The organism is Azohydromonas sp., assembly GCF_035325925.1.
Taxonomy (GTDB): domain Bacteria; phylum Pseudomonadota; class Gammaproteobacteria; order Burkholderiales; family Burkholderiaceae_C; genus Calidifontimicrobium.
The window spans coordinates 1-24,175 of the sequence record NZ_DAOKZA010000054.1; the positions used below are offsets into that span (position 1 = coordinate 1).

Here is a 24,175-nt window from a genome sequence, read left to right on the forward strand (position 1 = left end):
GGCGCTCGCGCATGGCCTCGATGGTGCTGACCTCGTTGTGCAGGAAGTACACCTGCCCGCCGCGCTTGAGTTCGCGCAGCACCGCCTCGCGGATCACGCCGTTGTGTTCGTTGCGCACGAAGGTCTTGATCGCCAGGCGCCGCTGCGGCGCGGTGGCGATCACGCTGAGGTCGCGCAGCCCCTCGAGCGCCATGCCCAGCGTGCGCGGGATCGGCGTGGCGGTGAGCGTCAGCACGTCGACCTCGCTGCGGAAGGCCTTGATCGCCTCCTTGTGGCGCACGCCGAAGCGGTGCTCCTCGTCGATGATCAGCAGCCCCAGGCGCGCGAACTTGACGTCGGGCGACAGCAGCCGGTGCGTGCCGACGACGATGTCGACGCTGCCGTCGGCCAGGCCGTCGAGCGCGGTCCTGACCTCCTTCGGGCTGCGGAATCGCGACAGCTCGGCCACCTTGACCGGCCACTTGCCGAAGCGGTCGCCGATCGTCTGGTAGTGCTGCTCGGCGAGCAGCGTGGTCGGCGCCAGGATCGCGACCTGCTTGCCGCCGGCCACCGCGACGAAGGCCGCGCGCAGCGCGACCTCGGTCTTGCCGAAGCCGACGTCGCCGCACACCAGGCGGTCCATCGGCTTGTCGCTCGTCAGGTCGTGGATCACGGCGTGGATCGCGGCACGCTGGTCGGCCGTCTCCTCGAAGCCGAAGCTCGCGGCGAAGGCCTCGTAGTCGTGCACGTCGAACGCGTGCGCGTGGCCCTGGCGTGCGGCGCGGCGCGCGTACAGGTTCAGCAGTTCGGCCGCGGTGTCGCGCACCTGCTCGGCCGCCTTGCGCCTGGCCTTGTCCCACTGGCCCGAGCCGAGCCTGTGCAGCGGCGCCTCGTCGGCGCTGACGCCGGTGTAGCGGCTGATCAGGTGCAGCTGCGCGACCGGCACGTACAGCGTGGCCTTGTCGGCGTACTCGAGGTGCAGGAACTCCGAGTCGCCGTCGCCGAGGTCGATGTGGATCAACCCGCGGTAGCGGCCGATGCCGTGGTTCAGGTGCACCACCGGGTCGCCGACGTTGAGTTCCGACAGGTCCCTGATCAGCGCGTCGACGTCGCTGGTGGGCTCCTGCCGGCGGCGCCGTCGCGCCTCGCGCGTGCTGGCGAACAGCTCGGTCTCGGTGATGAGCTGGATCACGTGCCCGTCGGCGGGCTCGTGCCAGAAGAAGCCTTCGGCCAGCGGCGCCGCGGTGATCGCGACGCGCGCGTCGCCTTCCACGAAGGCCTGCAGGCCGTCGACCGGGGGGACGTCGATGCCGTGGTCGCGCAGCAGGTCGAGCAGCGTCTCGCGCCGGCCTTCGCTCTCGGCCACCAGCAGCACGCGGTGCAGCGTCGCGCGCAGGTGGCTCTCGAGCGCCTTCAGCGGCTCGGGCGTGCCGCGCTCGATCGCCACGTTGGGCAGCGGTCGCGCCCAGTCGACCGGCTCGGCGCCGCGCACCACCAGCGTCGCGTGCGGCTGCGTGCGGGTGAAGAACTCGTCGGGACGAAGGAACACGTCCTCGGGCGGCAGGATCGGCCGCTCGGGGTCGTGCTGCAGGAAGCGGTGGCGCTCGCGCGTGTCGTGCCAGAAGCGGTCGAGCACGCGGTCGACCTCGCCATGGAGCACCAAGCAAGCGTTCTGCCCCAGATGATCGAAGATCGTCGCCGTGGCGTCGAAGAACAGCGGCAGGTAGTACTCGATGCCGCCGGTGGCGATGCCCTGCGCGATGTCCTTGTAGATGCGCGACTTCGTCGGGTCGCCTTCCATCTTCTCGCGCCAGCGCGCGCGGAAAGCGGTGCGCGCCGCCTCGTCGAGCGGGAACTCGCGCCCGGGCAGCAGCCGCACTTCGGGCACCGGGTACAGGCTGCGCTGCGTGTCGGGGTCGAAGGTGCGGATCGAGTCGACCTCGTCGTCGAACAGGTCGACGCGGTACGGCACCGCCGAGCCCATCGGGAACAGGTCGATCAGCCCGCCGCGCACCGCGTATTCGCCGGGCGCCACGACCTGGCTCACGTGCTGGTAGCCCGCGAGCGTGAGCTGCGCCTTCAGCGCCGCCTCGTCGAGCCTCTGCTTCTGCCTGAACTCGAACGTGTAGGCCGCGAGGAAGCTCGGCGGCGCCAGGCGCTGCAACGCGGTGGTGGCCGGCAGCAGCAGCACGTCGACGTCGTGTTCGCGTGCCCCCGGCCGCTGCGCGTCCGCCCCCCGAGGGGGCTGGCCACGACCTTGGGGCGGCCCGGCGCTCGTGGCCTGGTACACGCGCCACAGCGTGGCCAGCCGCTCCGACACCAGGTCCTGGTGCGGGCTGAAGGTGTCGTAGGGCAGCGTCTCCCAGTCGGGGAACACGGCCACGCGCAGCTCGGGGGCGAAGAAGCGCATCTCGTCCTCGAGCCGGTGCACGTCGGCCGGCTCGGCGGTGACGATGGCCAGCAGGCGTTTCTGGGCCGCCTGCGCCTGCGCGTGGCGCGCGAGCAGCAGCGCGTCGGCCGAGCCGAGCGGGCGCGGCACGGTGAAGCGCTTGCCGGGGGCGATGGAAGGCAACTGCATCGGAGACGACGACAAAACACAAAAGCCCCGCGGCGCGGGCGGCGGGGGTGTGGGCATTCTAGGCGGCGCGCCCTGGCTCGGCGGCGGCCGCTCGCCGCGTGACGGCGGGGTCTTGCCAGCGCCGGGTGGCCTGTGCACAGTACGTCGCGCAGTCGTGCCGTGGTCCCGAGCCGTCCCCGTCAACCTCCCGGACCGGAGTCTTGCCGATGACCCGTCTTGCCCGCCTTCACGTCGTGCTCGGCCTGTGTTTCGCGATCGCCGGGCTGCTGCTCGGCATCGTCATGGCCGCCACCCACGATCACACGCAGCACGTGACGCATGCGCACACGATGCTGCTCGGGTTCGTCCTGCCCGCGCTGTACGCGACCGTGCTGCGCCAGTGGGTCGACGAGGCCCAGCGCCGCCTGGCGCGCGTGCAGTTCGTGCTGCACCACCTCGGCAGCGCCGCGCTGGTCACCGGCCTGTTCATGCTGTACGGCCGGTCGACTGCGCCGGAGTCGGTCGAACCGGTGCTCGCCGGTGCGTCGGTCGTCGTGCTGGTGGCCGCCGCGCTGATGCTGTGGTTGGTTGCCCGCACGCCGGCGCGAGCCTGAGGTGCTGTGGCGCCCGACGCCGGCAGCCCTGGCGCCAGCCGGGCAAGCCGAATGGCCGCTACGCCAGACATTCGCGGCCGCGGGCCACCGGTCGAGATGCGGCGGTCTGTGGCAACTCGTATCGCGACGTTGGCACGCGTTCGCGAGCGAGGCGCGCGCGGAGTCCGCTTCAGCACTCGACGATGTTCACCGCCAGCCCGCCGCGCGCGGTCTCCTTGTACTTGGTCAGCATGTCGGCGCCGGTCTCGCGCATCGTCTTGATGACCTGGTCGAGGCTGACGTGGTGGCTGCCGTCGCCGCGCAGCGCCATGCGCGCCGCGGTGATCGCCTTCACCGATGCGATGGCGTTGCGCTCGATGCACGGAATCTGCACCAGTCCGCCGACCGGGTCGCAGGTCAGCCCCAGGTGGTGCTCCATGCCGATCTCGGCGGCGTTCTCGACCTGCTCGGGGGTGCCGCCGAGCACCGCGGCGAGCGCGCCGGCGGCCATGCTGCAGGCCACGCCGACCTCGCCCTGGCAGCCGACCTCGGCGCCGCTGATGCTGGCGTTCTCCTTGTACAGGATGCCGATCGCGCCGGCGGTGAGCAGGAAGTCGGCCACGCCGCGTTCGCTCGACTCGGGCACGAAGCGGCGCCAGTAGTGCAGCACCGCCGGCACGATGCCGGCGGCGCCGTTGGTCGGCGCGGTGACGACGCGCCCACCGGCGGCGTTCTCCTCGTTGACCGCGAGCGCGTAGAGGTTGACCCAGTCGAGCACCTGCAGCGGGTCGTCGCTGCCGAACACCGGGCGCGGCGCTTGCACCTGCGGGTTCGGCTCGCGCCAGCCGGCGAGCGCGCGAAACAGCGCCGGCGCGCGGCGGCGCACCGCGAAGCCGCCGGGCAGCGTGCCCTCGGTGCGGCAGCCGCGTGCGACGCAGTCGCGCATCGCCTGCCAGATGCGCTGCAGGCCGGCGTCGATCTCGGCGTCGTCGCGCCAGTGGCGTTCGTTGCGCCGCATCAGCTCGGCGATCGAGCAGCCGTGGGCGCGCGTGGACTCGAGCAGCTCGGCGGCGCTGTGGAACGGATGCGGCAGCACCGCGGTGTCGGGCGCGATCGTGCGCAGCCTCGCGCCGTCGGCGGCGACCTGCTCGCTGACGACGAAGCCGCCGCCGACCGAGTAGTAGACGTGGTCGGCGATCGTCGCGCCGCCGGCGTCGAAGGCCAGGCAGCGCATGCCGTTCGGGTGGTGCGGCAGCGACTCGCGGCGCCGGAACAGCAGGTCGGCGCGCTCGTCGAGCGGCACCTCGTGGCGGCCGAGCAGCGCGATGCGCCGCGCACCGCGCATCGCCGCCAGCAGCGAAGCGATCGCGTCGACGTCGACCGTCTCCGGCTCGTGGCCCGCCAGACCCAGCAGCACCGCCATGTCGCTGCCGTGTCCCTTGCCGGTGGCCCCCAGCGACCCGTACAGCAGCACCTGCACGCGCGCCGTGCGCTCGAGCAGGCCGTCGTGCGCCAGCCGCAGCGTGAACAGGCGCGCCGCGCGCATCGGGCCGACGGTGTGCGAGCTGCTCGGTCCGATGCCAATCTTGAACAGGTCGAACACCGACACGGCCACGGCGCGCGCCGGGGCCTCAGCCGGCTTCGGACGCCGCCAGGGGCGGGCAGCTGCAGAACAGGTGGCGGTCGCCCCAGACGTTGTCGACGCGCCCCACCGGCGGCCAGTACTTGGCGGCGCGCAGCGACGCCAGCGGGTATGCGGCGTCCTCGCGCGTGTAAGCGTGCGGCCAGTCGGCGGCCAGCAGCGCGGCGGCGGTGTGCGGTGCGCGCTTCAGCGGGTTGCCGTCCTTCGGCCACTCGCCTCGTTCGACCTTCGCGATCTCGGCGCGGATCGCGATCATCGCGTCGCAGAAGCGGTCGAGCTCGGCCAGCGACTCGCTCTCGGTGGGCTCGACCATCAGCGTGCCGGCCACCGGGAAGCTCAGCGTCGGCGCGTGGAAGCCGTAGTCGATCAGGCGCTTGGCGACGTCCTCGGCGCCGACGCCGCTGGTCTTGGCCAGCGGGCGCAGGTCGAGGATGCACTCGTGTGCGACGCCGCCGCCCTTCAGGCCGGGCACGTCGCCGCTGTAGTGGATGTCGTAGTGGTCGGCCAGCCGCGCGGCGACGTAGTTCGCCGCGAGGATCGCGACCTCGGTGGCCTGCGTCAGCCCTTCGGCGCCCATCATGCGGATGTACATCCAGCTGATCGGCAGCACCGCGGCGTTGCCCAGCGGCGCGGCCGACACCGCACCCACCGGCGCCTTCGCGTCGCCGTGGCCGGGCAGGAAGGGCACCAGGTCCTCGGCGACGCACACCGGGCCGACGCCGGGCCCGCCGCCGCCGTGCGGGATGCAGAAGGTCTTGTGCAGGTTCAGATGGCTGACGTCGCCGCCGAACTCGCCCGGCGCGGCGACGCCGACGAGCGCGTTCATGTTCGCGCCGTCGACGTAGACGCGCCCGCCGGCGCGGTGCACGATCTCGCACAGCCGCGTCACGCCGCCCTCGAACACGCCGTAGGTCGACGGGTAGGTGATCATCACCGCGGCCAGGTCGTTCGCGTGCGCGGCGCACTGCGCCTCGAGGTCGGCGAGGTCGACGCTGCCGTTGGCGTCGCACTTGACGACCACCACCTTCATGCCGACCATCTGCGCGCTGGCCGGGTTGGTGCCGTGCGCCGACTCGGGGATCAGGCACACGTCGCGGTGCGCCTGGCCGCGCGCCGCGTGCCAGGCCTTGATCGCCAGCAGCCCGGCGTACTCGCCCTGCGACCCGGCGTTCGGCTGCAGGCTGACGCCGGCGTAGCCGGTGGCCTGCGCGAGCCACGCGGCGAGCTGCGCGTCCAGCTCGGCGTAGCCGGCGAGCTGGTCGCGCGGCGCGAACGGGTGCACCTGCGCGAACTCGGGCCAGGTGATCGGGATCATCTCGCTCGTCGCGTTGAGCTTCATCGTGCACGAGCCCAGCGGGATCATCGTGCGGTCGAGCGCGAGGTCCTTGTCGGCCAGCCCGCGCAGGTAGCGCAGCATCGCGGTCTCGCTGTGGTGCGTGTTGAACACCGGGTGCGTCAGGAACGCGCTGCGGCGCCCCAGCGCCGGCGGCAGCCGCGTGGCGATGCCGGCCTCAAACCTCGCCACCTCGGGCAGCGCGCCGCGCCGGCCGGTGGCCAGCGCCACCGCCTGCCACAGCGCGTGCACGTCTTCGCGGGTGGTCGTCTCGTCGAGCGTGATGCCGACGCTGGTGTCGCTCGCGCGGCGCAGGTTCATGCCGCGCGCCTCGGCGGCGGCGAGCAGCGCGTCGGTGCGCTCGCCGGTGATCAGTTCCAGCGTGTCGAAGGCCTCGTCGTGCGCCAGCGCGACGCCCATCTCGGCGAGACCGGCGGCGAGCACCGCGGTCAAGGTGGCGACGCGGCGCGCGATGCGCTGCAGGCCCTGCGGGCCGTGGTAGACGGCGTACATGCTGGCCACCACCGCCGGCAGCACCTGCGCGGTGCAGATGTTGCTGGTGGCCTTCTCGCGGCGGATGTGCTGCTCGCGCGTCTGCAGCGCCAGCCGGTACGCCGGCGCGCCGTGCGCGTCGACGCTGACCCCCACCAGCCGCCCGGGTAGCGAGCGCTTGAATTCGTCGCGCGTGGCGATGTACGCGGCGTGCGGGCCGCCGGCGCCCATCGGCATGCCAAAGCGCTGGGTCGTGCCGACGACGATGTCGGCGCCCTGTTCGCCCGGCGGCGCGAGCAGCGAGAGCGCCAGCAAGTCGGCCGCGACCACCAGCAGCGCGCCTTTCGCGTGCAGCGCATCGGCCAGCGGCTGCAGCGCGCGGATGCGGCCGGTCACGCCGGGGTACTGCAGCAGCGCGGCGAAACAATCGGCGTCGGCGCAGCGCTCGGCCGGGCCGACGATCACCTCGACGCCCAGCGGACGCGCGCGCGTGCGCACCACCTCGAGCGTCTGCGGCAGCACGTCGTCGGCGACGAACAGGCGCAGGTTCCGGCTCTTGCCCACGCGCAGCGCCAGCGTCATCGCCTCGGCGGCGGCGGTGGCCTCGTCGAGCATCGACGCGTTGGCGATGGCCATGCCGGTGAGGTCGGTGACCATGGTCTGGAAGTTGACCAGCGCCTCCATGCGCCCCTGGCTGATCTCGGCCTGGTACGGCGTGTAGGCGGTGTACCAGGCCGGGTTCTCGAGCACGTTGCGCAGGATGACCGTCGGCGTGTGCGTGCCGTGGTAGCCCTGGCCGATGAAGCTCTTCAGCAGCTTGTTCTTCGCGGCGATCGCGCGCAGCTCGGCCAGCGCCTGCGCCTCGCCGACGGCCGGCGGCAGGTCCATCGGCCGTCGCCGGCGGATCGCCGCCGGCACCACCGCATCGAGCAGCGCGGCGCGCGAGGCGGCACCGATGGCCTGCAGCATGTGCTGCTGCTCGGCGTCGTCGGGGCCGAGGTGGCGGGCGACGAACTCGTCGGCGTTCTCGAGTTCGGCCAGGGGAGGGTGGGCGGACATCAGCATGGGCTCGGCGGCGGGGCGGGTGGGGGCGGGTTCAGAGCGTCTTCAGCAGCGCGTCGTAGGCGGGCGGGTCCATCAGCTCGTCGAACTGCTCCATGCGCGTGACGTGCACCTTGAAGAACCAGCCTTCGCCCATCGGGTCGGAGTTGGCCAGCGACGGGTCGGCGCGCAGCGCCTCGTTGACCTCGACGACCTCGCCTTCGACCGGCATGTAGATGTCGGCGGCGGCCTTCACCGATTCGACGACGCCGGCGACCTCGCCCTTCTTGTAGGTGCGCCCGACCTCGGGCAGGTCGACGAACACCACGTCGCCGAGCGCGTCCTGCGCGTGCAGCGTGATGCCGACGACGGCGGCCTCGTGGTCCTCGATGTTGATCCACTCGTGGTCGGGGGTGAACTTGGTCGTCATGGCTGCTGCTCCTGGCGGCGGGGTTGAAGGGTGTTGGGAATCGTCCGATGCCGCGGCGCTTCGGCCGACCGCCGCGGGCCCGGCCTTGTCGGTCGGTGCGCGGCGGCGCCTCCGGCGGGCGCGTCGCAGGCGCTGCAGGGGTGGGCCATCAGGTCCGGTGGTAGCGCTGGGCGACGAAGGGCAGCGGGGTGACGCGCAGCGGCTGCAGCTTGCCGCGCACGTCGGCCCAGATCTCGGCGCCGGGCTGCGCGTGCTCGACGCTGACGTAGCCCATCGCCACCGGCTTGCCCAGCGTCGGCGACGTGGTGCCGCTGGTCACATGGCCGAGCCGGTGGCCGCGACGGTCCTGCAGCACCGCGCCTTCGCGCACCGGGATGCGCTCGAGGCCGGTGAGCCCGACGCGTTTGACCTTGGTGCCGTGTTCGAGCTGCAGCGCGATCACCTCGGCGCCGGGATAGCGACCGGCGCGCGCGCCGCCGGGGCGCCGCACCTTCTGGATCGCCCACGCCAGCCCGGCCTCGATCGGCGTCGTGTGGTCGTTGATGTCGTGGCCGTACAGGCACAGCCCGGCCTCCAGCCGCAGCGTGTCGCGCGCGCCGAGCCCGGCCGGCTTGACCTCGGGTTGCGCCAGCAGCGCGCGCGCCAGCGCCGGGGCCGCGGCGGCGTCGACCGAAATCTCGAACCCGTCCTCGCCGGTGTAGCCGCTGCGCGTGACGAAACACTCGGCGTCGAGCCCCACGTCGGGCGCGCGCAACGTGAAGTGGCCACCGGTCATGAAGGTCAGCGCCGTCACGCCGGAGTTCAGCCGCGCCAGCGCGGCGGCGGCCTTCGGCCCCTGCAGCGCGAGCAGCGCCAGGTCGGGCAGCACCTGCACCGTGCAGCGGTGGCCGATGTGCGTGATCAGGTGGCGCGCGTCGGCGTCCTTGCACGCGGCGTTGACGACCAGCAGCAGGTCGCCGACGCCGCGGTGTTGCCGGCGCGAGACCATCAGGTCGTCGAGGACGCCGCCGCCGGCGTTGGTGAACAGCGCGTAGCGCTGCTGGCCCGGCGCGAGGCCGACGATGTCGCAGGGCACCAGCGACTCGAGCGCCGCGGCGGCGTCGTCGCCGATCAGCCGCACCTGACCCATGTGCGAGACGTCGAACAGCGCCGCCGACTCGCGGCAATGGCGGTGCTCGGCGAGGATGCCGCCGGGGTAGTTCACCGGCATCTCGTAGCCGGCGAACTCGACCATGCGCGCACCGAGTTCGAGGTGCAGCGCGTGCAGCGGGGTCTTCAGCAAGGGCGCGGACATGGCGGTCTCCCGAGGGCTCGTGGGCACCGCCATCGTGGCGGTGATTGCCCTCGCTGTCCGCTTTACCTGAGAGATTGGCGGGGGCGCTCTGGAAGCGCCTGCCGCTTGCCCCTTCGGTGGGCGACGCTGCCGGGCGCCGCCTCTCTCCAGCGTGGTGTCGCCCCCTGCGGAGGCGCTTGCCAGTCCTTTTGCCTGAGCGTTCGAGGGGCACGCCCTCTGCGCCTTCGGCGGCGCCGAGGCACGACGCCGCGGCACGCTCTCCTGACGCCGCGCAGTGTAGCCGAGCGGCCGGGCCGGTCAGCCGAGCAGGCGCGCGCGCAGCGCGCGCACCGCGCTGTCGACGGTGGTCAGCACCGGCACGCCGCAGCGCGCCTCGACCACCGGCCGTGCGCGCGCCAGGCTGAACTGCGCCAGCGCGATCACGCCGCACCCGGCGTCGACCAGCCGCGCGGCGGCGTCGGCGGCCAGCGCGTCGTGGCGCGCCGCGTCGCCGTGGTTCAGCGCGTCGAGCGCGCCTTCGGCCAGCGCGCAGCGCAGGTCGACGGCGGGCGGGAACTCGGCCGGCATCGACTGCAGCGTCGGGCCGAAGGTGGCGACCAGCCCGACGGGCACGCTGCCGGGGCCCGAGCGCGCGGCGGCCAGCGCCACCGCCTCGTCGACCATCGCCTCGTTGGGCTTGAGCACCGGCAGCGCGGCGTGGCGGCGCTTGACCGCGTCGATGCACGGCCCGAACGCCGAGCAGGTGAACAGGATCGCCTGCGCGCCGGCGCTCACCGCGTAATCGGCCAGCGCCAGGAAGCGCTGCGTCATCGCGTCGTCGAGGCCGGCGGGCGACGCCGCGAGATCGGCAGACAGGCTGTCGTCGAGCAGGTTCATGCGCCGCGCCTCGGGCCAGTCGCGCGCCAGCGCGTCGTTGATCGGCCCCACCGAGTGCGCCAGCGCGTGGACCAGCGCCAGGCGCGTCATGCGCTCGCGGCGCCGGTCTGCGCGACGGGGGGCTCGCGGCGCAGCCGCGCGCGCTGCGCCACGATCACCACCGCCAGCAGCAGCAGCGCCGGGACGTACATCCACTCCTTGGCCGGGCGCTGCGCCGGCATCTCGATCTGCGTGATCCTGAGCCCCTGCTCGAGGCCGAGCTTCTCGGCGGCCGAACCGAACTGCACCGCGGCGATCTGCACCTCGTCGCCGAGCGCCATCACCGTCAGCCCGATGCGGCGCAGCCGCTCGCGTGCCGGGCCGGGGTCGCCCAGCGGCAGCAGCACGCCCTTGCGGATCTCCTTGCCGTCGAGGTTCAGGCCCTCGACCCACACGCGCTTGCGCTCGCCCTTGGGCGCCTGCTCGACCAGCGTCATCAGCTCCGTGGCCGGGCGCTCCTCGTACGGCGGGTAGACCATGTCCCACCAGAAGCCCGGGCGGAACAGCGTGAAGGTGACCAGCAGCAGCGCGGCCGTCTCCCACCAGCGCGACTTCACGAGGAAGTAGCCCTGCGTCGCCGCGGCGAACACCAGCATCGCGATCACCGCGCTGGCGATGGTCAGCGCCAGGTGCAGCGGCCCGGTGATGCCGATCATCAGCAGCTGCGTGTTGAAGATGAACAGGAACGGCAGGATCGCCGTGCGCATGCTGTAGAAGAAGGCGGTGACGCCGGTCTTGATCGGGTCGGCGCGCGAGATCGCCGCCGCGGCGAACGACGCCAGCCCCACCGGCGGCGTGACGTCGGCCATCAGCCCGAAGTAGAAGACGAACAGGTGCACCGCGATCAGCGGCACCAGCAGCCCGCTCTGCGCGCCGAGTTCAACGACGACGGGCGCCATCAGCGTCGAGACGACGATGTAGTTGGCGGTCGTCGGCAACCCCATGCCGAGGATCAGGCTGATCACCGCGACGAGCAGCAGCATCAGCATCAGGTTGCCGCCCGAGAGCAGCTCGATGACCTCGGTCATCACCAGCCCGATGCCGGTCAGCGACACCGTGCCGACGATGATGCCCGCCGCCGCGGTGGCCACGCCGATGCCGATCATGTTGCGCGCGCCGGCCTCGAGCCCGGCCACCAGGTCCTTCCAGCCCCGGGTGAGCGCACCGGCGTAGCCGCCGCGCCCGCGCAGCGCGGCGATCAGCGGGCGCTGCGTCAGGATGATGAAGACCATGAACATCGTCGCCCAGAACGCCGACAGCCCGGGCGACATCTGCTCGACCATCAGGCACCAGATCAGCACGACGACCGACAGCAGGTAGTGCAGCCCGCTCTTGAGCGTCGGCGCGGTCTCGGGCAGCTCGAACACCGGTGCATGGGGGTCGTCGAGCTCGAGCTCGGGTTGCCGGGCGCCGACCCACAGCAGGAACAGGTACGCGGCGAACACGCCGACGCCGATGAGGTAGACCGCGGCGTCGCCGAAGGCGGTCTTCATCCAGCCGATGCCGTAGTAGACGGCGCCGGCGAGCACGACGAAGCCGCTCGCCGTCAGGCCGAACGACAGCATCCGCTGGCCGAGGGTCGAGCCGGCGCGCCGCGGCAGCCCCTGCAGCCCGGCCTTCAGCGCCTCGAGGTGCACGATGTAGAACAGCGCGATGTACGAGATGATCGCCGGCAGGAACGCGTGCTTCATCACCTCGGTGTACGAGATGCCGACGTACTCGACCATCAGGAACGCCGCGGCGCCCATCACCGGCGGCATGATCTGGCCGTTGACCGAGCTCGACACCTCGACGGCGCCGGCCTGATCGGGGCGGTAGCCGACACGCTTCATCAGCGGGATCGTGAACGTTCCGGTGGTCACCACGTTGGCGATCGAGCTGCCGCTGATGATGCCGGTGGCCGCCGACGACACCACCGCCGCCTTGGCCGGCCCGCCGCGCATGTGGCCGAGCAGCGCGAACGCGCTTTTGATGAAGTAGTTGCCGGCGCCGGCCTTGTCGAGCAGCGAGCCGAAGAGCACGAACAGGAAGATGAAGCTGCTCGACACGCCGAGCGCGACGCCGAACACGCCCTCGGTGGTCAGCCAGTAGTGCGACATCGCGCGGGGCAGCGACGCGCCCTTGTGCGCGATGAGCTCGGGCATGTACGGCCCGGCGAAGGTGTAGGCGAGGAACACCACGGCGACGACGACCATCGGCAGCCCGAGCGCGCGGCGCGTGGCCTCGAGCAGCATGACGATGCCGACGATCGACACCCACAGGTCCTGCGTCGTCGGCTGGCCGGGGCGGGTGGCCAGCTCGCGGTAGAAGAAGAACAGGTAGGTGGCGCAGAACGCGCCGACCAGCGCGAACACCCAGTCGGGCAGCGGCACCTTGTGGCGCGGCGACCGCGCGAATGCCGGGTAGGCCATGAACGCGAGGAACACCGCGAAACCCAGGTGCACCGCGCGCGACTGCGTGTCGTTGAACACGCCCACCCCCAGCGCGAACGGCAGCGGCGACGCGATCCACAGCTGGAACAGGCTCCAGGCGATGGTCACCAGCAGGATCAGCCGGGCCACCAGCGGGCCCGGGCTGCGCCCGCCGGTGTCGGTGTCGGCCGCGAGCTGGGCGACGTCGATCTCGGACGGGTCGGTCTTCTTCTTGCGCAGCATCGACGCTCTCCTCCAGGCCACCGGGCGCGTGCCCGCGCCGGCCGGTGCGGCCGATCCTCGTCGTCGGCCCAGACAAGAAGGGCCCCGAAACGGGGCCCGGCGGGCGGGTCACCGCCACGCGCATCGGGCGCGTGCCGGTGCGTCGTGCCGGGGACCGCGCGGCCCCCGGCGGCGCCGGCTTACATCCAGCCTTTTTCCTTGTAGTACTTGACCGCGCCGGGGTGCAGCGGGGCCGAGTTGCCGTTCTTGATCATCTCCTTCGGGTCGAGCGCGCCGAACGCCGGGTGCAGCTTCTTGAACTCGTCGAAGTTCTCGAACACCGCCTTGGTCAGTTCGTAGACCATCGCCTCGGGCACCTTGGCCGAGGTCACGAAGGTGGCCAGCACGCCGTAGGTCGGCGTCGGGTTCGGATGACCCGCGTACAGGCCACCGGGAATGTTCACCTTCGCGTAGTACGGTGCGCCGGCGACGAGCTTGTCGACCGCCGCGCCCTGCAGCGGCACCAGCTTCGCTCCGCAGGTCGTGATCGGGTCCTGGATGTTCGCGCTCGGGTGGCCGACGCCGTAGAAGAACGCGTCGATCTTGTTGTCGCACAGCGCCGGGCCGTGCTCGTCGGCCTTCAGCTCGGCGGCCAGCGAGAAATCGCCGGCTTTCCAGCCCATCGCACTCATCAGCTCTTCCATCGACGCACGCGTGCCCGAGCCCGGGTTGCCGATGTTGACGCGCTTGCCCTTCAGGTCGTCGACCTTCGCGATGTTCGCTTCCTTGCGCGACAGCACGGTGAACGGTTCGGGGTGCAGCGAGAACACCGCGCGCAGGTCGGCGAACTTGCCGTCCTTCTCGAACGCCTTGCTGCCGTTGATCGCGTGGTACTGCCAGTCGGACTGCGTCACGCCGAAGTCGAGGTCGCCCGAGCGGATGGTGTTGATGTTGAACACCGAGCCGCCGGTGGACTCGACCGAGCAGCGGATGCCGTGCTTGGCGCGGTCCTTGTTCATCAGGCGGCAGATCGCCCCGCCGGCCGCGTAGTACACGCCGGTGACGCCGCCGGTGCCGATGGTGATGAACTTCTGCTGTGCCAGCGCGGGGGTGGCGGGCAGGGCCATGGCGGCGAAAGCGGCCGCGGCCAGCAGCGGGCGCAGCGCGGCGGTCTTGCGGGTGTGGGTCATCAGACGCTCCTTGGTGTGGTGATCGACAGGCCCGCCGTCGTGCAGCGGGCCGGGAGGGGATGATAGTTACACCTCGAGCCTGCGCTGCCAAGGCGGTTTACACCGAGGCGTCACGCCACGGCCGCCACCGCGGCGTCGATCGCGCCGGCCAGGCGTTCGACGATGGCGTCGAGCTCGGCGTCGCCGACGATGAACGGCGGCGCGAGCAGCACGTGGTCGCCCAGCCGCCCGTCGATCGTGCCCCCCATCGGGTAGACCATCAGTCCGCGCGCCATCGACTCGCGCCGCACCGCGGCGTGCAGCTTGCGCGCCGGGTCGAACGGCGTCTTGGCGGCGCGGTCGCGCACCAGTTCGATGCCCCAGAACAGCCCGCGGCCGCGGATGTCGCCGACGTGCGGGTGCCCGCCCAGCGCGGCGCACAGCCGCTCGACCAGCCCGCGGCCCTGGCGGCGCACGCGTTCGAGCAGGCCGTCGCGTTCGATCACCTGCTGCACCGCGAGCGCCGCGGCGCAGGCCACCGCGTGGCCGATGTAGGTGTGGCCGTGGTGGAACATGCCGCTGCCGCGCGCGAAGGCGTCGACGATGCGGCCCTGCGCCAGCACCGCGCCGATCGGCTGGTAGCCGCCGCCGAGCCCCTTGGCGATGGTCAGCAGGTCGGGCACCACGCCTTCCTGCTCGCACGCGTGCAGCGTGCCGGTGCGGCCCATGCCGCACATCACCTCGTCGAGGATCAGCAGGATGCCGTGGCGGTCGCACAGCTCGCGCACGCCCTTCAGGTAGCCGGGCACCGGGGGCAGCGCACCGGCGGTGGCACCGACCACGGTCTCGGCGACGAAGGCGATGACGCGGTCGCCGCCCAGGTGGTCGATCGCGTCGGACAGTTCCTGCACCAGCCGCCGGCCGTATTGCCCGGGCGTCTCGTCGTCGCGCCGGTCGCGGTACTCGTAACACGGCGAGACGTGCGTCACCGGGATCAGCAGCGGTGCGAACTGGCGCCGCCGCCACTCGTTGCCGCCCACCGCCAGCGCGCCCAGCGTGTTGCCGTGGTAGCTCTGGCGCCGTGCGATGAAGTGCTCGCGCTGCGGCTGGCCGGTCTCGACGAAGTACTGGCGCGCCATCTTCAGCGCCGCCTCGACCGCCTCCGAGCCGCCGCTGACGAAGTACGCGTGACTCATGCCCGCGGGGGCGTGCGCGACCAGGTGGTCGGCGAGTTGCTCGGCCACCTCGGTGGTGAAGAAGCTGGTGTGCGCGTAGGCGATGCGGTCGATCTGCGCGTGCATCGCCGCCAGCACGTCGCGGTGGCCGTGCCCCAGGCACGACACCGCGGCGCCGCCCGAGGCGTCGATGTAGCGCCGGCCTTCGCGGTCGACGAGGCAGACGCCGTCGCCGGCGACGGCGACCGGCAGGCGGGAACTCAGCTGGCGGTGCAGGACGTGGGTCATGGCGGGGGCGGCGGGTCGCGGGGAGCCCGATTGTGGCCGCCGGCGCCGCAGGGGCAACCCCGAGCGGCGCGCGCGCCGCGTTCGGTACAGTGGTGCTGCCATGAGCGACGACATCGCCACGCTGCGCCGCATCCTGAAGCAGTGCCGCACGATCGCGGTGGTCGGGCTGTCGGCCGAGTGGCACCGGCCGAGCTTCTTCGCCGCCAAGTACATGCTCGACCGCGGCTACCGCGTGATCCCGGTGAACCCGCGCTACGCCGGCGGCGAGATCCTCGGCCAGCGCTGCGTGGCGCGGCTCGAGGACATCGACGGCCCGGTCGACATGGTCGACGTGTTCCGCCGCAGCGACGACGTGCCGCCGATCGCCGCCGCCGCGGTGGCGATCGGCGCGAAGTGCCTGTGGCAGCAGATCGGCGTGGTCAACGACGCCGCCGCCGCGACGGCGCGCGACGCCGGCCTCGACACCGTGATGGACCGCTGCGTGAAGATCGAGCACGCGCGGCTGTTCGGCGGACTGCACTGGGCCGGCGTCAACACGCGCGTGATCTCGGCGCGCCGGCCGGTGTGAGGCGAGGGCGATGGCCGACCGCCGCTTCCACCCCGAGACGCTGGCGATCCACGCCGGCCAGATCCCCGACGCCGCCACCGGCGCGCGCGCGCTGCCGATCTACCAGACGACCAGCTTCGTGTTCGACAGCGCCGACCACGCGGCCGCGCTGTTCAACCTGCAGACCTTCGGCAACGTCTACTCGCGCCTGAGCAACCCGACGGTGGCGGCGCTCGAGGAACGCATCGCCGCGCTCGAGGGCGGGCGCGCCGCGGTGGCCGCGGCCAGCGGCATGGCCGCCGAGGCGCTCGCGCTGATGACGATCCTGCAGTCGGGCGACCACGTCGTCGCCGCCGGGGCGCTGTACGGCGGCACGGTGACGATGCTGGCGGTGAACCTGGCCAAGTTCGGCGTCGAGACCAGCTTCGTCGACGCGACGCGGCCCGACGCCTTCGCCGCGGCGATGCGGCCGAACACCCGCGCGGTGTTCGCCGAGTCGCTGGGCAACCCCAGCCTGGCGGTGCTCGACATCGCCGCGGTGGCCGACGTGGCGCACGCGCACGGCGTGCCGCTGGTGATCGACAACACGGTGCCCAGCCCGTTCCTGTGCCGGCCGTTCGACTTCGGTGCCGACATCGTCGTGCACAGCGCCACCAAGTACCTCGCCGGCCACGGCACGACGCTCGGCGGCGTGGTCGTCGAGAGCGGCCGCTTCCCGTGGGACAACGGCAGGTTCCCGGGCATGACCGAGCCGAGCCCCGGCTACCACGGCGTGAAGTTCTACGAGACCTTCGGCGACTTCGGCTTCACGATGCGCTGCCGCATGGAGACGCTGCGCGTGTACGGCGCGGCGCTGGCGCCGACCAGCGCATGGCAGATCCTGCAGGGCGTCGAGACGCTGCACGTGCGCATGGAGCGGCACTGCACGAACGCGCGCCGCGTCGCCGGTTTCCTGCGTGCAGACCCGCGCGTGAGCTGGGTCCACTACCCCGGGCTCGCCGACCACCCGCAGCACGCGCTGGTGGCGCGGCAGATGCGTGCGGTCGACGGCGCGCCGGGTGCATCGGGGCTGCTGGCGTTCGGCGTGCGCGGCGGCCTCGACGCGGGCGTGAGGTTCATCGAGGCGGCGCAGTTCATGAGCCACCTCGCGAACATCGGCGACACGCGCACGCTGATCATCCACCCGGCGTCGACGACGCACCGCCAACTCGACGAAGCGCAGCAGCGCGCCGCCGGCGTGACGCCCGACATGGTGCGCATGTCGGTGGGCCTCGAGCACATCGACGACATCCTCTGGGACATCGACCAGGCGCTGGCGCGCGCCGGGGCGTAGCGCTCCGCGGCCTCGTCGCCGCGCTGCGCGCGCCGCCGAGGTGAAGCGTCGTCGCCTCGGCGCACGACGTCTTGCCGCGCCCACCGGCGCAGGTCGGCCGGCCCGACCCGACCACGACCGGCGCCGGGTGGGAGCCGAGGGCGGCTGCGCGGACGACGCCGGCGGGCGGGCGCGACCGCGAGACCGTGTCAAACCGTCTCGGCCGGGCGGGCAGGCGTGGTCAGCGTCGGCGACTGGGCCATGGGCCCGTGCTGCTCGCCGAGCAGCCGCGCGAGGTTCGCCGTCGCGGCCCGCGCGGCGTGCGCACGCGCACGCAGCAGCGCGGCGCTGGCGGCGTCTTCGGGGCGCGCGCCACCGTGGAGCGTCGCGACGATGTCGAGCCGGCTCGCGCGCAGCCAGGCGTGCAGCGCGGGCTCGCGGCTCCAGCGCTCGGCGTTGGCCAGCGTCGCGGCGAGCAGCCGCAGCCAGTCGGCCGGGCGCTCGGGACTCGGCACCGGCGTGCACAGCGCATTCTTCAGCCGCTCGTCGTCGATGCCGGCTTCGACGCGGCCGATCAGCGCGGCGCTGAACATCGGCCGGCACGCCGCGACCATCAGCAGGTGGATCGTGTCGCCGTCGAACACCGGCAGCGCCGGTGGCGGCTGCAGCGCGCGTGCACTGCAGTCGACGTACAGCGTGTCGGGGTGCGCCGCGAGCGTGCCGTGTTCGAGCACCAGCCGCGCCGCGTCGATGCGCTGCACGTGTCCCATGCGCACGACGTCGGTGACGCGGCGCAGCCGTCCCAGCTCGCCGCGAGACACGACCGCGCAGCGGTAGCGGGTGGGCGTGACGCGCCGGTCCAGCCGCAGCAGCAGACCGTCGGCCTCGAGCCGGGCGAGCAGGTCCTCGGTCGACCGCGCGGCGGCGATCGCGTCGAACTCGCGCATCGTCGCGCGCACGCCGGCCGCGATGTGCACGGCGCCGGTGCGCAGGTGCGCGCGGTCGTGCAGCCAGAAGTCGTGCGGCACGATCCAGCGGATGCCGGCCGCGGGCACGCCGTGTTCGAGCAGCCACAGCACGCTGTCCATGCCGGTCTTGCCGCCGCCGACCACGGTCACCTTCGACAGCAGGGCCGCGATCCGCTGCAGGCGGTGCGGCGCGACCAGGGCCACCCCGGGCGCGACCGTGTAGCGCGGCGGGTGCGTTGCCGGCACCTCGGTGCGCGCGTGCGTGGCGTCGACGCGGCGGCGCCGCACGGTCACGCGGCGCGCGGGGCCGCCGTCGAGCGGCACGACGACGTCGGCGCCGTCGGTGCCGCGCCGCACCTCGTGTCGCGGCAACCAGTGCACCCGGCCCGAAGGCAGCAGGCGTTCGTGCAGCAGCGCATCGAAGTAGGCCAGCACGTCGGTGCCGGTGGCACCGCGCCGGTAGCCCGAACGGTCGGGGTCGGTCTCGACGATCGGCCGCGACGCGACGCCGTACCAGCCGCTCGGCTGGTGCAGCCGCACGAAGGGGTAGGCGTCGTTCCAGTGCCCGCCGGGCCGGGCGCGGCGGTCGACGAGCACGACGTCGGCGTCCGACGCGTCGAGCAGCGCATCGACGAAGGCCAGCGCACTGGCGCCGGCGCCGATGACCAGGTGATCGGTCTCGATGGGGGCGTGGGGCATGGTCGGGGTGTCCTGGCTGCGGTGGGCACCGCCGCGACCGCGGCGGGTCGCGGCAGCGCAGCGCGCTCAGCGTGGCGCGGTGGCGTCGGCGTGCATCGATGGCGCTGCGTGGAGCACCCGCTCGACCGCGAGGCGACCGATCTGCCGGCCCATCGCTTCGCCCGCGGCGGTCGAGAAGCGGAAGTGCATGCCGCCGTAGATCCGGGCGTCCGAGACCTCGCGCACGAAGTCGTCGACGCGTGTCCAGCGCCGCGTCGCGCCCTGTGCGGTGGGGCTCGACGTGGCCAGCGGTTGCGCCGGGGCGGCGCCGAACTCGGCCTCGAGCACGGTGCCCACCGCGGCGGCGAGGATGCTGTGCGCGCCCGGGTACTCGGGGTGCATCGGCGTGTCGACGAGCGGGCTCCAGCCGGCGTCGCGTTCGGTGGCCGGGTGGCCGTCGACGTCGCCGTTGCGGATCGCGGTGACCGGGCGCCAGGAGTGGTGGTGGTACTTGGCGTCGAACACCGCGACCATCGCGTCGTCGATCGCCTGCGCGACGGCGGCGAACAGGCGCGCATTGGCCAGCGCGTCGCGCGCCGGCTGCTCGGCCTGCGAACGCACGACGCCGTGGTAGATCGCGGGCAGCGAGTACTCCCAGAAGCGTGCGATCGCGGTCTGCTCGGCGCTGCGCTGGCCGCCGGCTTTGGCGCCCAGCGCCTTGACCTCGGCGACGTCGCGCGCCCATTGATCGCTGGCGAGCGCCGGCGGCGCGGCGGGCCGGAACTGCGCCGCGTGCGTCATCAGCCACGGCGTGCGCTGCGCCCAGGTCGCCGCCGCGGGCAGCATCGTCGGCACGTAGACGCCGGGTGCGGCCTGCGGACGGTACCGGTCCGGCCCGGGCGCGTCGGCGGCGCGCGCCGCGAGCACGGCCTGCGCGGCGCGCGTTCCGGCGTCGACACCGGCCGCCTTGGCCGGGCCGTCGGCGATCGCGGCCAGCGCGGCGGTGACGGCCGACTCGACCGCCGGCTGCTGCGCCGGCAACAGCCTGCCCAGCGTGACGCGGTGCGCCGTGGCGACCGCGGCGTCGATGGCGGCCGGGCTGCGCGCGGCCGGCGCAGGCAGGCGGGCCACCGCGTCGTGCACGGCCGTCTGCACCACGGCCATCACGCGGATCGCCGGCGGGGTGCCGAGCTTGGACTCGGTGATGAAGCCGTCGGCGCGACGGTTCCAGTCGGTCACCGCATCGGCGGCGGCGGGAAGGCCGACGGCCAGCAGGACCGTTGCGAAAGTGGTGTTGACGTGCAAACGTTGCATGCTGAACTCCTGAATGGTTGACTCAGTCCGCGCCCGTGGCGAACCTGAGCGTGAGTGAGCGAGGCGACAGCCAGCCGAGCACCGCGGCTGCGATGAAGAGCGCGGGGACGTCGCCGTACAGGTGGCCGAGGTGTCGTGTGTCGGCGACCGACTGCACTGCCATCGTGGTGCCGTGCACGATGCTCGACCAGATCGTGAACGCGATCAGGCCCTGGTGCCGCTCGGGATGGCTCGACGCCAGCCACAGGAACACGCCCAGCGTGGCGTAGATGCCGATGATCATCTGCAGGTACTCGGACTGGCCGGCATGCCATGACCAGCCCGACGGCCACAGCACGGTGAGTGGATACACCCCGAGGACGAACACGGCGGCCAACACCCGCAGTGCGAGCCTGAGGTGGTTGATGCGAACGGTCTCGTTCATTGCGGATCCTTCGTCGATTTGCGCGATGCGGCGCGGCGCGGCTGCGTCGGCTAGCTCTTGGTGACGACGACCTCGAGGTACTCGCTGGGCACCACCAGCGAGTGCGCCCCGCCGACGTTGTGCTCGTCGAGCAATGCGGTGATCGCGCGTTCGAGCGACGTGGCGCCGGCGGCATCGAGCGCGGCGAACACCTTGTGCACCGGCCCGTACAGGTCGCGGAACACCTGCAGCCAGTGCGCGGCGCTGCGGTAGCGGAAGTGGAACTGGCGGCGCTCGCAGCGCAGCTTCGCGGCCCGCGTGCCGAACAGTTCGACGACGTGCGACTCGGTGCCCCACAACGCGGGCGACACGACGCCGGCCGGCGGCGGCACGTGCGCGCCGACGATCCTGAACAGCCGGCCGATGAAGCCGTCCGGCGTCCAGTTGGCCAGCGCGATGCGCCCGCCACGGCGCAGCACGCGCAGCATCTCGGCCGCGGCGCGGGCGTGGTCGGGCGTGAACATCACGCCGAAGGTCGACAGCACGACGTCGAAGCGGCCGTCGGAGAACGGCAGCGACTCGGCGTCGGCGACGCGGAACTGCAGTTCCAGGCCTTCGGCGCGCGCGCTCGCGGCCCTTGTCGAGCAGCGCGGCGACGTAGTCGGTCGAGGTGACCAGCGCGTGGCGGCGCGCCGCGGCGAGCGACGCGTTGCCGTTGCCGGCCGCGACGTCGAGCACCTGCTCGCCGGCGCGCACGTCGGCGGCCTCGGCGAGCGTCTCGCCGACGATCTGCAAGGTGGTGCCGATGGTGGCGTAGTCGCCGCTGGCCCAGGTGGCCTGCTGGCGCTGTTTGATGGCCGCGTAGTCGGGCGCGGGACGGGTGTCGAGGACGGCGTTCATGGATGGGTCTCCGTGGGATGGCTGGGGTCTTCGCGCATGGCGACGACGGGCCCATTCTTCGAGGCGGGGGCGATTGACGCTTCTCCGTGCGTCGCGCACATTTGCCTGCGCATCCGCGGTGCATCGCGCTGCACGGGCCGCTTGTGCCGAGCGTCCGCCGCGCTTGATCGCGAGTCGTCGCCGCCGCGTCGAGAGGGACCATCGATGAGCCACGATCCGCTGTCCGACGTGCTGCGCAGCGTGCGGCTGCGCGGCGCGGTGTTCTATTACGTGAGCTTCGGCGACGAGTGGGCCGCCGAGACGCCGGCCTCACCCGAGCTGGCGCGCGCGCTGATGCCCGGCGCCGAGCACGTGCTGGCCTACCACCTGATCCTCAGGGGTGGCGGGTGGGCCGCCACCGACGGCGAGGCGCCGGTGCGCCTGGTCGAGGGCGACATCGTGATGTTCCCGCGCGGCAACAGCCACGTGATCTCGAGCGCGCCGGGCATGCACGCGCAGGAGGACGCCAGCGACTGGCGCGTGACGACGCGCGACGAGCCCAAGCCGATCACCGTGGCGTACCACCGCGGCGTGCTGCGCCCGGGTGCGCCGCTGCCGGCCGAAGAGGCGCGCTCGGTGGTCGTCTGCGGCTTCATCGCCTGCGACATGAAACCGTTCAACCCGCTGATCGCCGCGCTGCCGCGACTGCTGCACCTGGGCGCAGGCGGCGTCGGTGCGTGGGTGGCTCATCTGCTCGACCAGGCGGTGGCCGAGTCGCGCGAGAACCGCTCGGGCAGCGCGTTGGTGCTCGAACGCGTCAGCGAGGTGGTGTTCGTCGACGCCGCGCGGCGCTACCTCGAGTCGCTGCCCGAGGGCGCGACCGGCTGGCTGGGCGCGCTGCGCGACCGCCACGTCGGCCGGGCGATCGCGCTGCTGCACGAGCGGCCGGCCGCGGACTGGAGCGTCGACGATCTCGGCCGCCAGGTGGGGCTGTCGCGCTCGGCATTGCACGAGCGCTTCGTCGAGCTGATCGGGCAGCCGCCGATGCAGTACCTGACGAACTGGCGCATCCAGCTCGGCGCCGGGCTGCTTCGCCACGGCGACGCGAAGGTCGCCGCCGTCGCGCAGGAGGTCGGCTACGAATCAGAGGCGGCGTTCGCGCGCGCCTTCAAGCGGCTGGTCGGCCAGCCCCCGGCGGCGTGGCGGCGCGCGCAGCGTGCCGGCGGCTGAACGGCGCCGGCCGGCGGCGCGTCACAGCGGCTTCTTCAGCCAGTGACCGATCTCGCCGACGATGCCGCGGCGGAACGCGAGCACGCAGACGACGAAGATCACCCCCTGCACGACGGTCACCCAGGCGCCGAGCTGCGCCAGGTAGTTCTGCATCGTGATGATCACCGCCGCGCCGACCACCGGGCCGAACACCGTGCCCAGGCCGCCGAGCAGCGTCATCAGCACCACCTCGCCGGACATCGACCAGTGCACGTCGGTCAGCGACGCGAGCTGGAACACGATCGCCTTGGTCGCGCCGGCCAGCCCGGCCAGCGTACCCGACAGCACGAACGCCGCGAGCTTGTAGCGGTCGGTGTCGTAGCCCAGCGAGATCGCGCGCTGCTCGTTCTCGCGGATCGCCTTGAGCACCTGGCCGAACGGCGAGTGGATCACGCGGTAGATGAACAGGAACCCGCCGAGGAAGATCACCAGCACGACGGCGTACATCGCCAGCGGCTGCGACAGGTCGACGAGGCCGAACAGGTGCCCGCGCGGCACCGCCTGGATGCCGTCCTCGCCGCCGGTGAAGGGCGCCTGCAGGCTGAAGAAGAACACCATCTGCGCGAGCGCCAGCGTGATCATCGCGAAGTAGATGCCCTGGCGGCGGATCGCCAGCAGTCCGGCACCGACGCTGAGCACGCCGGCGCACAGCGTGCCGAAGACGATCGCCAGCTCGGGCGTCAGCCCCCAGACCTTGGCCGCGTGCGCCGCGGCGTAGCTCGCCGAGCCGAGGAACATCGCGTGGCCGAACGACAGCAGGCCGCCGAAGCCGATCAGCAGGTTGAAGGCGCACGCGAACAGCGCGAAGCACATCACCTTCATCATGAACACCGGGTACACGAACGCCGGTGCGACGATCAGCGCCGCGGCCATGATCAGGAACGCGGTGCGCTGCGCGCGCAGGTCGGCGGCGCGCTTGCCGGCTGCGGCGGTGGAGGTCGCGGGGGCGTTCATTTCTGGGTGCCGAACAGGCCGGCCGGGCGCACCAGCAGCACGATGGCCATGATGATGAAGATCACGGTGCTCGAAGCCTCGGGGTAGAAGACCTTGGTCAGGCCCTCGATCAGCCCGAGGCCGAAGCCGGTCAGGATGGAGCCCATGATCGAGCCCATGCCGCCGATCACGACCACCGCGAAGACGACGATGATCAGGTCCGCGCCCATCTGCGGGCTGACCTGGTACACCGGCGCGGCCATCACGCCGGCCAGTGCCGCCAGGCCGACGCCGAAGCCGTAGGTCAGCGTGATCATGCGCGGCACGTTGA

17 protein-coding genes, 2 pseudogenes and 2 riboswitches are annotated in these 24,175 nt (G+C 72.5%); of the genes and pseudogenes, 4 read left to right on the forward strand and 15 right to left on the reverse strand.

The genetic code is table 11. The features are described 5' to 3' along the window. Positions 1–2,557: DEAD/DEAH box helicase (locus tag PKC53_RS16085; protein ID WP_324430422.1), on the reverse strand; the 2,557-nt coding region annotated here is incomplete at its 3' end. A 206-nt stretch (positions 2,558–2,763) separates the two neighbouring features. Between PKC53_RS16085 and PKC53_RS16090 the strand changes: the two genes are divergently transcribed. Further along, the gene (locus tag PKC53_RS16090; protein ID WP_324430423.1) at positions 2,764–3,150 is read left to right on the forward strand and encodes a hypothetical protein; all 387 of its coding nucleotides are present in this window, start codon (positions 2,764–2,766) and stop codon (positions 3,148–3,150) included. A 169-nt stretch (positions 3,151–3,319) separates the two neighbouring features. Here the strand turns inward: PKC53_RS16090 and PKC53_RS16095 are convergent, their stop codons facing one another. From PKC53_RS16095 to PKC53_RS16130, 8 genes are all read right to left on the reverse strand, one after another. Next, positions 3,320–4,744, reverse strand: a complete 1,425-nt coding sequence (locus tag PKC53_RS16095; RefSeq protein ID WP_324430425.1) for an L-serine ammonia-lyase — start codon at positions 4,742–4,744, stop codon at positions 3,320–3,322. A gap of 16 nt (positions 4,745–4,760) precedes the next feature. After that, on the reverse strand, positions 4,761–7,661 hold the full coding sequence (gene gcvP, locus PKC53_RS16100) for an aminomethyl-transferring glycine dehydrogenase (protein ID WP_324430427.1): 2,901 nt from the start codon (positions 7,659–7,661) through the stop codon (positions 4,761–4,763). A gap of 31 nt (positions 7,662–7,692) precedes the next feature. Beyond that, entirely contained in the window at positions 7,693–8,067 is a 375-nt protein-coding gene (gene gcvH, locus PKC53_RS16105; protein ID WP_324430429.1) for a glycine cleavage system protein GcvH, read from the reverse strand. Between the two features lie 148 nt (positions 8,068–8,215). After that, positions 8,216–9,361, reverse strand: coding sequence for a glycine cleavage system aminomethyltransferase GcvT (gcvT, locus tag PKC53_RS16110; protein WP_324430431.1), 1,146 nt, complete (start codon positions 9,359–9,361; stop codon positions 8,216–8,218). 43 nt (positions 9,362–9,404) lie between these two features. Beyond that, a riboswitch (glycine riboswitch) is annotated at positions 9,405–9,521 on the reverse strand. 18 nt (positions 9,522–9,539) lie between these two features. Continuing rightward, positions 9,540–9,627: riboswitch (glycine riboswitch) on the reverse strand. 31 nt (positions 9,628–9,658) lie between these two features. After that, entirely contained in the window at positions 9,659–10,327 is a 669-nt protein-coding gene (locus PKC53_RS16115) for an aspartate/glutamate racemase family protein (RefSeq protein ID WP_324430433.1), read from the reverse strand. Further along, positions 10,324–12,930: a TRAP transporter permease gene (locus PKC53_RS16120; RefSeq protein WP_324430435.1), complete on the reverse strand. Its 2,607-nt coding sequence runs from the start codon at positions 12,928–12,930 to the stop codon at positions 10,324–10,326. The genes PKC53_RS16115 and PKC53_RS16120 overlap by 4 nt, the downstream gene beginning before the upstream one ends. Before the next feature lie 179 nt (positions 12,931–13,109). Further along, on the reverse strand, positions 13,110–14,099 hold the full coding sequence (locus PKC53_RS16125; protein WP_324430437.1) for a TAXI family TRAP transporter solute-binding subunit: 990 nt from the start codon (positions 14,097–14,099) through the stop codon (positions 13,110–13,112). Positions 14,100–14,209: 110 nt separating this feature from the next. Continuing rightward, positions 14,210–15,541 carry an aspartate aminotransferase family protein gene (locus PKC53_RS16130; protein ID WP_324430439.1) on the reverse strand — a complete coding sequence of 444 codons (1,332 nt, stop codon included), beginning with the start codon at positions 15,539–15,541 and terminating at the stop codon, positions 14,210–14,212. A 100-nt stretch (positions 15,542–15,641) separates the two neighbouring features. On the opposite strand from PKC53_RS16130, the gene PKC53_RS16135 reads away from it, so the two are divergent. Both PKC53_RS16135 and PKC53_RS16140 read left to right on the forward strand, forming a co-directional pair. Then, a complete protein-coding gene (locus PKC53_RS16135) occupies positions 15,642–16,109 on the forward strand; it encodes a CoA-binding protein (RefSeq protein ID WP_324430442.1) in 468 nt (155 codons plus the stop codon). A gap of 10 nt (positions 16,110–16,119) precedes the next feature. Further along, positions 16,120–17,421, forward strand: coding sequence for an O-acetylhomoserine aminocarboxypropyltransferase/cysteine synthase family protein (locus PKC53_RS16140; protein ID WP_324430444.1), 1,302 nt, complete (start codon positions 16,120–16,122; stop codon positions 17,419–17,421). A gap of 188 nt (positions 17,422–17,609) precedes the next feature. Here the strand turns inward: PKC53_RS16140 and PKC53_RS16145 are convergent, their stop codons facing one another. The 4 genes and pseudogenes from PKC53_RS16145 to PKC53_RS16160 all read right to left on the reverse strand — a co-directional run bounded on the left by PKC53_RS16145 (position 17,610) and on the right by PKC53_RS16160 (position 21,663). After that, positions 17,610–19,067, reverse strand: a complete 1,458-nt coding sequence (locus tag PKC53_RS16145; protein WP_324430446.1) for an NAD(P)-binding protein — start codon at positions 19,065–19,067, stop codon at positions 17,610–17,612. Between the two features lie 66 nt (positions 19,068–19,133). Then, positions 19,134–20,360, reverse strand: a complete 1,227-nt coding sequence (locus PKC53_RS16150; RefSeq protein ID WP_324430448.1) for a vanadium-dependent haloperoxidase — start codon at positions 20,358–20,360, stop codon at positions 19,134–19,136. A 22-nt stretch (positions 20,361–20,382) separates the two neighbouring features. After that, positions 20,383–20,784: a DUF6632 domain-containing protein gene (locus PKC53_RS16155; protein ID WP_324430450.1), complete on the reverse strand. Its 402-nt coding sequence runs from the start codon at positions 20,782–20,784 to the stop codon at positions 20,383–20,385. Positions 20,785–20,834: 50 nt separating this feature from the next. Beyond that, positions 20,835–21,663, reverse strand: a pseudogene (locus PKC53_RS16160) (class I SAM-dependent methyltransferase). Positions 21,664–21,867: 204 nt separating this feature from the next. Between PKC53_RS16160 and PKC53_RS16165 the strand changes: the two are divergent. Then, complete coding sequence (locus tag PKC53_RS16165) at positions 21,868–22,872, forward strand: AraC family transcriptional regulator (RefSeq protein WP_324430452.1); 1,005 nt, start codon at positions 21,868–21,870, stop codon at positions 22,870–22,872. Positions 22,873–22,893: 21 nt separating this feature from the next. Here PKC53_RS16165 and PKC53_RS16170 read toward each other — a convergent pair whose 3' ends face one another. Continuing rightward, the gene (locus tag PKC53_RS16170; RefSeq protein ID WP_324430454.1) at positions 22,894–23,784 is read right to left on the reverse strand and encodes a branched-chain amino acid ABC transporter permease; all 891 of its coding nucleotides are present in this window, start codon (positions 23,782–23,784) and stop codon (positions 22,894–22,896) included. Positions 23,785–23,861: 77 nt separating this feature from the next. Further along, positions 23,862–24,175 (reverse strand): annotated as a pseudogene (locus tag PKC53_RS16175) (branched-chain amino acid ABC transporter permease); the annotation flags it as partial.

What these genes read in the sequence shown, in the direction of transcription:
- PKC53_RS16155 (WP_324430450.1), bottom strand. Translation starts at nt 20,784, where the DNA reads ATGAACGAGACCGTTCGCATCAACCACCTCAGGCTCGCACTGCGGGTG.
- PKC53_RS16150 (WP_324430448.1), bottom strand. Translation starts at nt 20,360, where the DNA reads ATGCAACGTTTGCACGTCAACACCACTTTCGCAACGGTCCTGCTGGCC.
- PKC53_RS16170 (WP_324430454.1), bottom strand. Translation starts at nt 23,784, where the DNA reads ATGGCCGCGGCGCTGATCGTCGCACCGGCGTTCGTGTACCCGGTGTTC.
- PKC53_RS16090 (WP_324430423.1), top strand. Translation starts at nt 2,764, where the DNA reads ATGACCCGTCTTGCCCGCCTTCACGTCGTGCTCGGCCTGTGTTTCGCG.
- PKC53_RS16130 (WP_324430439.1), bottom strand. Translation starts at nt 15,541, where the DNA reads ATGACCCACGTCCTGCACCGCCAGCTGAGTTCCCGCCTGCCGGTCGCC.
- PKC53_RS16140 (WP_324430444.1), top strand. Translation starts at nt 16,120, where the DNA reads ATGGCCGACCGCCGCTTCCACCCCGAGACGCTGGCGATCCACGCCGGC.
- gcvT (WP_324430431.1), bottom strand. Translation starts at nt 9,361, where the DNA reads ATGTCCGCGCCCTTGCTGAAGACCCCGCTGCACGCGCTGCACCTCGAA.
- PKC53_RS16165 (WP_324430452.1), top strand. Translation starts at nt 21,868, where the DNA reads ATGAGCCACGATCCGCTGTCCGACGTGCTGCGCAGCGTGCGGCTGCGC.
- PKC53_RS16115 (WP_324430433.1), bottom strand. Translation starts at nt 10,327, where the DNA reads ATGACGCGCCTGGCGCTGGTCCACGCGCTGGCGCACTCGGTGGGGCCG.
- gcvH (WP_324430429.1), bottom strand. Translation starts at nt 8,067, where the DNA reads ATGACGACCAAGTTCACCCCCGACCACGAGTGGATCAACATCGAGGAC.
- PKC53_RS16125 (WP_324430437.1), bottom strand. Translation starts at nt 14,099, where the DNA reads ATGACCCACACCCGCAAGACCGCCGCGCTGCGCCCGCTGCTGGCCGCG.
- gcvP (WP_324430427.1), bottom strand. Translation starts at nt 7,661, where the DNA reads ATGCTGATGTCCGCCCACCCTCCCCTGGCCGAACTCGAGAACGCCGAC.
- PKC53_RS16120 (WP_324430435.1), bottom strand. Translation starts at nt 12,930, where the DNA reads ATGCTGCGCAAGAAGAAGACCGACCCGTCCGAGATCGACGTCGCCCAG.
- PKC53_RS16145 (WP_324430446.1), bottom strand. Translation starts at nt 19,067, where the DNA reads ATGCCCCACGCCCCCATCGAGACCGATCACCTGGTCATCGGCGCCGGC.
- PKC53_RS16135 (WP_324430442.1), top strand. Translation starts at nt 15,642, where the DNA reads ATGAGCGACGACATCGCCACGCTGCGCCGCATCCTGAAGCAGTGCCGC.